Here is a 10,171-nt window from a genome sequence, read left to right as displayed (position 1 = left end):
CTGTTTTAATTTATAAATCTGAGTATATCATCTGTATCAACACAGATAAAAGCACTCGCTTCTGCCAAAGCGGACTTTTACCTGAACTGTAACTAACAGCCTAAATCCACATTCATCCACATGCAATCCCTTAAAATCTTCAAATCCCGATAACCAGTTTTTAAGGCGCTTGCGACGCAAAGGACGTAAGTCGTTTGAAGGACTGGCGGCAGCAGCCGGCTGCTGACGCTCAGGGTCATTATCACAACTTTCAACGTCAGGTTCGAAACCCGGCACGACAGCGGCTAAGCAGACCGTGGTTGCTGAGCGACCTCGTCTGAAACCTGGCGGGGGGATAGAAAGCGCTGACGCCAGGCGCTGGGGGTTAAACCGGTATCGCGGGTAAAGACCACCGAAAAGTAATTACTGTCATCAAAACCACAGCGGGCGGCCACCTCGCTAATCAGGCAATCCTGAGTACGCAGCAGATATTTCGCCTGGCAGAGCTGCAACTGACGAAGGTAGTGACCGATGGTCATGCCGGTCTGCTGACGGAAAAGCTGCCGCAACGCCCGTTCACTGAGCTGGTTGTGCTGACAGAACTCCGCGAGATCAAAAGGGCGCGCAAGCGCGCCCTGCAAGGCGGACATCAGCAAATCGAGCTGCTCACCTTCGGGCAGCGCCCACGGGCGATCGGCCGCGTAACCGTGACGACGCAGGATCAGCGCCAGCTGCAAAAACAGCGCCTCAGAGAGCTGAATCGAGAGCGGGTCGCTTTTGCGGCTCTCGCGCTCCAGCTGGCTGATCACGCTGCGGGCCAGCGCCATACCCCGCGTGGTGAGACGCCAGTAGCCTGGCGCATCCGCGCCCTGCGGCGGAAGTAACTGACTCCAGTCCAGCCCAAGACCAAAGCGGTCACGGCAGTAGAGGATATTATCCAGCACCAGATTGTTGACGCTGTCGTAGCTGTGACAGTCGCTGTCACGGATATAGAAAACGTCGCCGCAGGTAATGAGCCACGGGCGATCGTTAAGAACGTGCAGACCGTTACCGCGCCAGACAATCACAATTTCACTAAACTCGTGCCGGTGCGGTGGGAAAGAGGGTTGTGGCATCCTTTCTGCGACTGCCACCGGTAAACTGGTGGCAGGAAAATAGTCATCCCGGCTGAGTATCAACGCCATACTTTACTCCTTTACAACATCTGCTGGCGCTCCGCTCGCGGTGCGCAGCCAAATTCGCGCCTGAACAGGGTGGAGAAGTGGTTGCTGTCTCCGAACCCACACTGAAAGGCAATATCCGTAATTCGCATATCACTATGTCGCAACAGGTGGCGCGCCTGCAACAGTCGCAACCGGTTGAGATAGCGCTGCGGGGTGCTGCCGGTTTGCTGCTTCATCTGGCGATGCAGGGTACGCAGGGAGAGAGAGAAACGGTCGGCCAGCTCATCCCAGACAATCTCATCACTGTAATGGTCGCCCAGCCAGTCGAGCAGGCGATGCAGGCGCGCCTCCTGATCCTGACTCTGCCCGTCACAGCACGCTTCCCGCAACAGCACCAGCAGCTGCAAAAACAGCTGTTCCTGGCGGGCCTGCTTCTCCAGTGACCAGGTCTCCTGCTGCTGCTGCATCTGCGCGGTCACATTCAGCGCCTGCGCCATCACTTTCTGGTTGATGCGCCAGTGAGAGGCGTACTGTCCATCGCGATCGCAGGGCAGTAGCGCCTGCAAACCTGAAAGAAAGCGAAATGCGCCCGGATTGCGATAAAGCACATTGGTCAGACAGAGGTTCTCAGTCTGCTCATAGAGATGACGATCGTGGTCGCGCACAAAGCAGACGCAACCGGCGCAGAGCGTTTGCGGCTGCCCATTAAACACATGAATGCCGGAGCCTTGCTCCACCAGCACAATCTCATAAAAATCATGGTGATGTTCCGGGAAGGCGGGCTGCGGGATGCGGGGTTCAATCGCTATTGCGTAGTCGCCTTGCGGGAAAAAATCCGCACTGTGCAAAATGGTCATCGTTGTCTCTCGCTGCTCTTAACAAAACCGTAACGCAGTCTAATCAGGACGCCGTGAGCTTACCTTGAATTTTCAGCCCGACTCAGCAGGAATCCTGCTGATTTTTCAAGAAATCCTCAGCAGTTACCAGATTTGCGGCAGGGGTCACATCGTCCTGACTGCCGTCTCTGTGATCTTCCTCACGAAGTTCTTTGCAAGTCTGCCAGTGACACTCTCCCGCTGGCACTCTCGGGAAGGTAGCCAGTCGACAAGGTTTCTACCCTGTGACCACTCAATCACAGGGAAAAGTCGCCATGACCACGCGAAATATTGTTGCTATTGATCTCGGCGCCTCCAGCGGACGGGTGATGCTCGCACACTGGGAGGCGGCAGAGCGCCACCTCACGCTGCGTGAGGTCCGGCGCTTCAAAAATAAGCGCCAGCGCCGCGCCGGTTATGACTGCTGGGATCTGGCCATGCTGGAGCGGGAGATCCGCGCTGGCCTGGCACAGCTCGATCAGGAAGGGGTGGTGCCTGACAGCATCGGCATCGATACCTGGGGCGTCGATATGGTGCTGCTGGATGCGCAGGGCGAACAGGTGGGTGAGGCGGTCAGCTATCGCGATGCGCGCACCCACGCCCTGATGGAGCAGGCGCAGCGCGATCTGAGTCGCTGCGCCATCTACGCCCGGACCGGCATTCAGTTTCTGCCGTTTAATACCCTCTATCAGATGCGTGCGCTACACCAGCAACAGCCCGACTGGCAGGCTCGTGTCGCGCATGCGCTGATGATCCCTGACTATCTGCACTATCGTCTCACCGGCAACCTGAACTGGGAGTACACCAACGCCACCACCACGCAGATGCTGAATATCCACAGCGGCGAATGGGATCGTGACCTGATCGCCTGGGCGGGCGTCGATCCGCGCTGGTTCGGCCAGCCACGGGCGCCAGGCAACACCGTCGGTCACTGGCTCAATGCCGCCGGTGCCGCGATACCGGTGATTGCCGTCGCCACCCACGACACCGCCAGTGCTGTGCTGGCGACACCGCTGATGCAGGAGAACGCGGCCTATCTCAGCTCTGGTACCTGGTCGCTGATGGGGTTTGAAAGTCTGCAACCCTATGCCTGCGAAGCGGCGCGACGCGCCAACATCACCAATGAAGGCGGGGCCGAAGGGTATCGTGTCCTGAAAAACATCATGGGACTGTGGCTGCTGCAACGCATCTGCGGCGAATTGCAGATTGACGATCTCAGCCTGCTCATTGAGGAGACGGCGCGCCAGCCCGCCTGTGTGTCGCTGATCAGCCCTAACGATGCGCGTTTTATCAATCCCGACAGCATGGTCAACGAAATTCAGAACGCCTGCGCCGAACAGGGTATGCCGGTGCCGCAGTCGGCCGCCGCGCTGGCGCGCTGCATTTTTGACAGCCTGGCGCTGCTTTACCGGCAAGTGATCCAGGAACTGGCCGCGCTGCGCGGCCAGCCCTTCAGCCAGTTGCACGTGGTGGGCGGGGGCAGTCAGAACCGCTTCCTCAACCAGCTCTGTGCCGATGCCTGCCAGATCCCGGTGCTGGCGGGGCCGGTTGAAGCCTCCACGTTGGGTAACGTCGGTTGCCAGCTAATCGCGCTGGGTGAACTGACCGATGTGGCTGATTTCCGCCGCAGCGTCGTAAAAAACTTCCCTCTCGAAAAATTTGAACCGCAAACGCACAGCGTCTTTCGTGCCAGCCAGGCACGCTTCGCAACGCTGAGCCAACCCGCTAAGGAACTCGCTTATGACTAAGCAGATTGAACAGGCTTTTGAACTGGCCAAACAACGCTACGCTGACAACGGAGTGGACGTTGAACAAGCCCTTCGCCAGCTGGATAGCATTCCGGTCTCGATGCACTGCTGGCAGGGCGATGATGTTCGGGGTTTTGAGAACCCGCAGGGAGCCTTAACCGGCGGCATTCAGGCCACCGGCAGCTACCCTGGCCGCGCACGCAACGCCAGGGAACTACGCAGCGACCTCGACAAGGCGATGTCGCTGATCCCCGGCGCGAAACGGCTGAACCTGCACGCTATCTATCTTGAAAGCGACAAGCCGGTGGATCGTGACGCCATCGAGCCTGCCCACTTTGCCAACTGGGTCGCCTGGGCCAAAGAGCATAAGCTGGGACTCGATTTCAACCCCAGCTGCTTCTCACATCAGCTGAGCGCCGACGGTTTCACGCTGTCGCACAGCGATAAAAAAGTGCGTCAGTTCTGGATCGATCACTGCAAAGCGAGCCGCCGCATCTCCGCCTCATTTGGCGAGCAGCTCGGTACTCCGTCAGTGATGAATATCTGGGTGCCGGACGGCATGAAAGACATTACCGTTGATCGCCTGGCTCCGCGTCAGCGGCTGATGAGCGCGCTGGATGAGGTGATCTCAGAAAAACTCAACCCGCAGCATCATATTGACGCGGTCGAGAGCAAGCTGTTTGGCATTGGCGCAGAGAGCTACACCGTGGGTTCTAACGAGTTTTACCTCGGCTATGCCACCAGCCGCCAGACGGCGCTGTGCCTGGATGCCGGACATTTCCATCCCACCGAAGTGATCTCCGACAAAATCTCGGCCGCAATGCTCTATGTGCCACGGCTGCTGCTGCATGTCAGCCGTCCGGTGCGCTGGGACAGCGACCACGTGGTGCTGCTGGATGATGAAACCCAGGCGATTGCCAGCGAGATCGTGCGTCACCAGCTGTTCGACAAAGTGCATATCGGCCTCGACTTCTTCGACGCCTCCATCAACCGGATTGCCGCCTGGGTAATCGGTACCCGCAACACCAAAAAAGCGCTGCTGCGCGCCCTGCTGGAGCCGACTGAGCGCCTGCGCGAAATCGAGAAGCAGGGGGATTACACCGCGCGTCTGACGCTGCTGGAAGAGCAGAAATCACTGCCGTGGCAGGCCGTATGGGAAGCCTGGTGCCTGCGTCACGATGTTCCGGCTGATGCCAGCTGGTTAAGCGATGTCCGTCAATATGAACAACAGATCTTGAGCCAACGTTAAGGATTTTTACTATGCAAAGCATTCTTTCTTCCTGGTTTGTTAAGGGAATGGTTAAAGCAACCAGCGATATGTGGCTGAAGGGCTGGGATGAGCGTAATGGCGGTAACGTCAGCCTGCGGCTGCTGGAAGAGGAGGTAAAACCCTTTAGCGCCGATTTCAGTCAGCAGCCTCGCTGCGTCGAACTGACTCAGCCAGCGCCCGAGCTGGCAAATAACTGGTTTCTGGTGACCGGGTCTGGAAAATTTATGCGCAATGTCCAGCTCGATCCGGCGGATTGCCTGGCGCTGTTGCAGGTCGATGACAAGGGGCTTTCCTATAAGATTCACTGGGGCCTGACCAGCGGCGGTCTGCCCACCTCAGAGCTGGCGGCACACTTCCAGTCACACGTGGTGCGTAAAGCGGTCAGTAAGGGAGCGGACCGGGTGATCATGCACTGTCACGCCACCAATTTTATGGCGCTGAGCTATGTGGTGCCGCTCGATTCCGCCCGCTTCACCCGCCTGCTGTGGGAAGGCAGCACCGAATGTCTGGTGGTGTTCCCGGATGGTGTCGGCGTTCTCCCCTGGATGGTGCCCGGCACTGATGAAATCGGTACTGCCACCGCCGGCGCGATGCAGTCGCACAGCCTGGTACTGTGGCCGTTCCACGGCATCTTCGGCGCCGGTCCGACGCTGGATGAGACCTTTGGCCTGATCGATACGGCTGAGAAGTCGTCAGAAGTGATCGTCAAGGTGCTGTCGATGGGCGGTATTCGTCAGAGCATCACCACTGAACAGCTGGCGGCGCTGGCGAAACGGTTCGGGGTTACGCCGTGGCAGCCGGCGCTGGATGTGGGACCGGCCAATGCTGCGTAAAGCCTTTGTGATGCAGGTGAATGCTGATTGTCACGCGGAGTATGAACGTCGTCATTCACCCATCTGGCCGGAGCTGGCCGGGACGCTGAAAGCGCATGGCGCGCACAATTATGCTATCTGGCTGGATACTGAGCGTAATCTGCTGTTTGCCAGCGTGGAGATTGAGTCTGAAGAGCGCTGGAATGCGGTGGCAGAAACGGAAGTCTGCCAGCGCTGGTGGGCATCCATGAAAGATTTAATGCCGTCAAATGCGGATAACAGCCCCATCAGTCAGCCATTAAAACCGGTGTTCTTTCTGAATTAACCGGATAACAGGGCGGCGATGCCGCCCTGATCCTTTAGGGTTTCGCCTGACACAGCCCGGTCAGGGTCGGCCACATCGCCATCAGTGCGTCAATAATGCTGTCCAGATCTTCCCGTGGCGCACCTTCGCGCGCCCGCACCGACATTCCCTGCAACATGCATCCCAGATAGCGCGCCAGGGCGGAAATATTCACCTCCGCACTCAGTTCTCCCCGCTGCTGGCGGGTGAGCAGGAAATCACTCAGGGCGTGCTCCTGTGACTGATGCTGCTGTTGCAGCATGGCGGCGACTTCGGCGGAGGCCGCTGACAGGGCGGTTGAGGTGCAGATAAAGAAGCAACCGCCCGGCGAGTTTCTCTCGGTGAAACAGGCCGCCGTAGCGCGAAAATAGGCTTCAATCGCCTGCGCTACCGGCAGCTGTTCATCGCCCAGCGCCGCTTCCCGCCATGCGCTGAATTTTTCCACATAGCGCTCCATCGCGGCGCGAAACAGTCCCTCTTTATTCACAAACTCGGCATAGAGCGTCGGCGCTTTGGCTCCGGTCGCTGCCACCAGATCGGACAGGGAGGTGCCCTCATAACCATGCGTCCAGAAGAGGGTAAGCGCTTTATCCAGCGCGGCGTCGCGATCAAAGACTTTGGGTCGGCCGCGGCATTTCTTTACATCGCAATCCTGAAGCTGACTCATAGACCCTCGCTGACTAAGAAACATGCCATTAAATTACCGATCATTATAAAAATGTGCAAGGCCCGACGCTATTCAGCCTGGAATGCGTTGCCATTTTGTGCGCCAGCCGGTTTTTATCGCCCCTATGGTTAAGTGAAAAAGGGCGCTGACGCCCATAATCACGCCACTTTCCCAATAAAATAACGCTCATTAAATAAATGTTGACGACAGACCGGATCGGGGTCTATCATTTATTTAACGCTCGTTAATTAAATAACGACACCCGATTCAGAACAACCGAATATCACTATCTGACAGAGAGAAAATCTTATGAAAAGCATCAAAATCACCTTCGCGGCACTGGCACTGACAGCACTTTCTTCTGGCGCGTTTGCCGCTGATCTGGTCAGCAGCCATCCGCTTGATCAGCAGGCGGTTGGCACCATTTCGGTCCAGGGCGGCAGCAACCTCAGCTCGCTTGAAGCGCAGTTAAATGCCAAAGCTGATGAAGAGGGCGCAAAATCTTTCCGCATCACGTCAACCAGCGGTCAGAACAAATTGCACGGCACAGCGGTGATTTATCAGTAATAAAGCGTGAGAGAGGTGGGGGATGAAACGGATTAACCGTCTGGTCGTGGCTGCACTGCTGAGCAGCCTCTCCTTTGCCAGCGTGGCGGCTCAGTCAGTTAACTGTGCGCCGCTGGACCAGCAGAAAATTGAGGTTATCAGCGCGACAGGCAGCAGCACGCTGACCTCGCTGGAGCAGCAACTGTCAGCGAGGGGCAGCAATGCGGGCGTAAAGTCCTTCCGCATCACTTCGACCTCTGGCAGCAACAACCTGCCTGGCACCGCCGCTCTCTATAATTAAGTCCAGACAGGCTTCAGATAATCCCGCTTATCTGAAGCCTTTTTTCTAGCCGTTGCTGCGTAACTGCGGATAGCGACGGAAGATATAAACACACCACAACAGCGATACCAGCCCAATCATCGCGCCGATATTGCCGACATCCGCCATTCCCAGATGCAGACTGACCTGGTTACCCAGCAGTGCGCCTGCGCCGATACCGATATTGTAGATACCTGACATCAGCGACATCGCCACATCGGTGGCATCCGGTGCCAGCGACAGTACGCGCACCTGCATGCCGAGGCCAATCATCATCATCGCCATTCCCCAGATCACACACAGGATAGAGATGGCCGCCGGACGGATGGCGGCGAAAATCAACAGCCCCATGCAGAGCGTGATTAACGCGATGGCCGCAATCAGCAGGCCAGAGGGGAATTTATTGCCCAGGGTGCTGAACAGCACGCTGCCGACAATGCCCGCCGATCCAAACAGCAGCAACAGCAGGGTGGTAAAGTTGCCGCTGGAGTTCGCCACGCTCTGCATAAAGGGCTCGATATAGCTGTAAGCGGTGTAGTGCGCCGTCACCACCAGCGTCACCAGCAGATACATGCTGACCAGCGCCGGACGGCGGAACAGCATCGGCACGCTGCTGAGCGAGCCGGTATGTTCACTCGGCAGACGCGGCAGGATGCGTACCAGCATAATCATCAACACCAGCGCGGAGAGGCCGATGGCACCAAACGTGGTCCGCCAGCCAAGGTACTGCCCCACCAGACGACCAATCGGCACGCCCAGCACCATCGCCAGCGCGGTACCGGTGGCCAGCATACTCAGCGCCTGAGTTTTCTTACCGGCCGGTGCCACACGAATTGCCAGCGAGGCGGTGATCGACCAGAACACCGCGTGCGACAGGGCGATCCCGATGCGTGACACCACCAGCGAGCGGAAATCCCAGGCAACGGTCGAGAGACCGTGGCTGACGATAAAGATCAGGAACAGGACGCCCAGCAGCAGTCGCCGTTCAATATTACGGGTCAGCAGCATCAGCGGCAGGGAGAGCAGCGCCACCACCCAGGCGTAGATGGTCAGCATAATCCCGACATCGGCGGTGCGCATCGAAAAGTCAGCGGCAATATCCGATAACAGGCCAACCGGCACAAATTCGGTGGTGTTAAAGACAAAGGCGGCGATGGCCAGCAGCACCACCCGTAGCCAGGCAGTTTTACGTGAAACAGTTGTTGATTGCATGAGGTGTCAAATCAGTCAGAAAAGCGAAGCGGGATGTGGCAGAAACACCCCTCGAAAGTGACATGCGTCACAAATTATTGACCATTGTAGTGAATAAACCGCGAAGAGAAACCTTATAAGCTGCTTTTCACGCTGAAATTTTTTTATCGCCCCATTCCGGGGCGATAGCGGCCAGTCACCGATCGCGACGTCGCGCCGGCATCATCCGCAGCAGCGTGTTGTCTTTGAGCAGGTAGTGATGGAACAGTGCCGCGACGGCATGCAGGCCGATCAGCCAGTAGCCGAGCGGGGCCAGGGTTTCATGCCAGTCGATCAGCCAGTCCGCCAGATCAAAATTGGGTTCAGCCGCGACCGGCATACTGATGCCAAACAGCCACCACTCCCGCCCTTTAAGATAACGTGAAGAGAGGCCGAGGATTGGCAGCGAGATAAACAGGGCGTAAATCAGCGTGTGAGTCAGATGCGCCACGCCCGTCTGCCAGCGCGGTGCCGCCGGGATAATCGGCGGGCTGCGGTGGCGGGTCCGTAAAAACAGCCGGGCAATCATCAGCACCAGGATGGTCGCTCCGGCGCTGAAATGGGTAATGATCAGCGCATAACCCTGCCAGGAGCCACGCGCCGCGAAACCGCGCAGTTCAATAGTGGCGTATGCCGTCACCACCAGTAAAAAGGTCAGCCAGTGAAGGGCAATCTGAGCGCCTGCAAATTTTTCCCGCATAGTCCATTCCACGATTAAGAGTCAGGAACCTTAACATAACGGAAAAGAGCGGAAATACTTAACGAATTAGCGCAGCGGCAGTCATCCAGGCGGGTGCTCAGCCCCGCGTCATTTAGCGGGAAACGTCGCTGTGTTTCAGGGCCATACTGAGCTGAGACGCCTGCGCGCCAGCGCTGTTCAGGGGACAACAGGTTTCACAGCCTAATGCACCAGCATAATATTTTTTCGCCTGGAGGATAGCGGCATTCGCCTGATAGAAACTGCCAAGAAACAACCGGTTGTCGATGTCCGGCAGATGAGGACATCCCGCCGCATGCACCACATGATTGTTGTTATAACCTGACTGTTTATTCACGTAATAGTAGAGAGCCATCGGCGATCCTTGTTGCCAGAGAGGAGGGCAACACAATAAAAATTCACGATAAATTCGATTATAGCGGGAAAAATGCATTTTGTTTGACGTGGATCTGAATCCTCAGGCGGCAGTGTTAGTAACAAGGCCCGCGATGCGCTGCGGGC

Annotated in this window: 12 protein-coding genes; 6 read left to right on the top strand and 6 right to left on the bottom strand. The window is 57.3% G+C overall.

Going from position 1 to position 10,171, the window contains the following annotated elements:
* Window positions 1-284: 284 nt before the first annotated feature.
* Window positions 285-1,163 carry an HTH-type transcriptional activator RhaR gene (gene rhaR, locus ACCW71_RS03585; protein WP_436369698.1) on the bottom strand — a complete coding sequence of 293 codons (879 nt, stop codon included), beginning with the start codon at window positions 1,161-1,163 and terminating at the stop codon, window positions 285-287.
* A gap of 11 nt (window positions 1,164-1,174) precedes the next feature.
* On the bottom strand, window positions 1,175-1,999 hold the full coding sequence (rhaS, locus tag ACCW71_RS03580; RefSeq protein ID WP_436369697.1) for an HTH-type transcriptional activator RhaS: 825 nt from the start codon (window positions 1,997-1,999) through the stop codon (window positions 1,175-1,177).
* 293 nt (window positions 2,000-2,292) lie between these two features.
* Here rhaS and rhaB point away from each other — a divergent pair, with 293 nt between their 5' ends.
* From rhaB to rhaM, 4 genes are read left to right on the top strand one after another with little or no spacing between them, the layout of a single operon-like run.
* The gene (gene rhaB / locus ACCW71_RS03575; protein WP_436369696.1) at window positions 2,293-3,765 is read left to right on the top strand and encodes a rhamnulokinase; all 1,473 of its coding nucleotides are present in this window, start codon (window positions 2,293-2,295) and stop codon (window positions 3,763-3,765) included.
* Window positions 3,758-5,014 carry an L-rhamnose isomerase gene (locus tag ACCW71_RS03570; protein ID WP_436369695.1) on the top strand — a complete coding sequence of 419 codons (1,257 nt, stop codon included), beginning with the start codon at window positions 3,758-3,760 and terminating at the stop codon, window positions 5,012-5,014. Before rhaB ends, ACCW71_RS03570 begins: the two co-directional genes overlap by 8 nt.
* An 11-nt stretch (window positions 5,015-5,025) precedes the next feature.
* Complete coding sequence (gene rhaD / locus ACCW71_RS03565) at window positions 5,026-5,868, top strand: rhamnulose-1-phosphate aldolase (RefSeq protein WP_436369694.1); 843 nt, start codon at window positions 5,026-5,028, stop codon at window positions 5,866-5,868.
* On the top strand, window positions 5,858-6,172 hold the full coding sequence (rhaM, locus tag ACCW71_RS03560) for an L-rhamnose mutarotase (protein ID WP_436369693.1): 315 nt from the start codon (window positions 5,858-5,860) through the stop codon (window positions 6,170-6,172). Before rhaD ends, rhaM begins: the two co-directional genes overlap by 11 nt.
* 34 nt (window positions 6,173-6,206) lie before the next feature.
* On the opposite strand, the gene ACCW71_RS03555 is transcribed toward rhaM, so the two are convergent.
* Complete coding sequence (locus tag ACCW71_RS03555) at window positions 6,207-6,857, bottom strand: TetR/AcrR family transcriptional regulator (RefSeq protein WP_436369692.1); 651 nt, start codon at window positions 6,855-6,857, stop codon at window positions 6,207-6,209.
* Window positions 6,858-7,166: 309 nt separating this feature from the next.
* On the opposite strand from ACCW71_RS03555, the gene bhsA (ACCW71_RS03550) reads away from it, so the two are divergent.
* Together bhsA (ACCW71_RS03550) and bhsA (ACCW71_RS03545) are read left to right on the top strand one after the other, a co-directional pair.
* Complete coding sequence (bhsA, locus tag ACCW71_RS03550) at window positions 7,167-7,424, top strand: multiple stress resistance protein BhsA (protein ID WP_436369691.1); 258 nt, start codon at window positions 7,167-7,169, stop codon at window positions 7,422-7,424.
* A gap of 22 nt (window positions 7,425-7,446) precedes the next feature.
* Complete coding sequence (gene bhsA, locus ACCW71_RS03545; RefSeq protein WP_436369690.1) at window positions 7,447-7,704, top strand: multiple stress resistance protein BhsA; 258 nt, start codon at window positions 7,447-7,449, stop codon at window positions 7,702-7,704.
* A 45-nt stretch (window positions 7,705-7,749) separates the two neighbouring features.
* Here the strand turns inward: bhsA (ACCW71_RS03545) and ACCW71_RS03540 are convergent, their stop codons facing one another.
* The 3 genes from ACCW71_RS03540 to ACCW71_RS03530 all read right to left on the bottom strand — a co-directional run bounded on the left by ACCW71_RS03540 (window position 7,750) and on the right by ACCW71_RS03530 (window position 10,025).
* Complete coding sequence (locus tag ACCW71_RS03540; protein ID WP_436369689.1) at window positions 7,750-8,934, bottom strand: sugar transporter; 1,185 nt, start codon at window positions 8,932-8,934, stop codon at window positions 7,750-7,752.
* Between the two features lie 175 nt (window positions 8,935-9,109).
* A complete protein-coding gene (gene cybB / locus ACCW71_RS03535; RefSeq protein ID WP_436369688.1) occupies window positions 9,110-9,652 on the bottom strand; it encodes a cytochrome b561 in 543 nt (180 codons plus the stop codon).
* Between the two features lie 112 nt (window positions 9,653-9,764).
* A complete protein-coding gene (locus ACCW71_RS03530; RefSeq protein WP_436369687.1) occupies window positions 9,765-10,025 on the bottom strand; it encodes a hypothetical protein in 261 nt (86 codons plus the stop codon).
* Between the last annotated feature and the right edge of the window lie 146 nt (window positions 10,026-10,171).

The sequence above is a fragment of the Pantoea sp. C2G6 genome (genome assembly GCF_051336815.1).
GTDB lineage: Bacteria > Pseudomonadota > Gammaproteobacteria > Enterobacterales > Enterobacteriaceae > Pantoea.
Note: the sequence above shows the minus strand (reverse complement) of the source record. Positions and strands in the feature narration are given on the sequence as shown.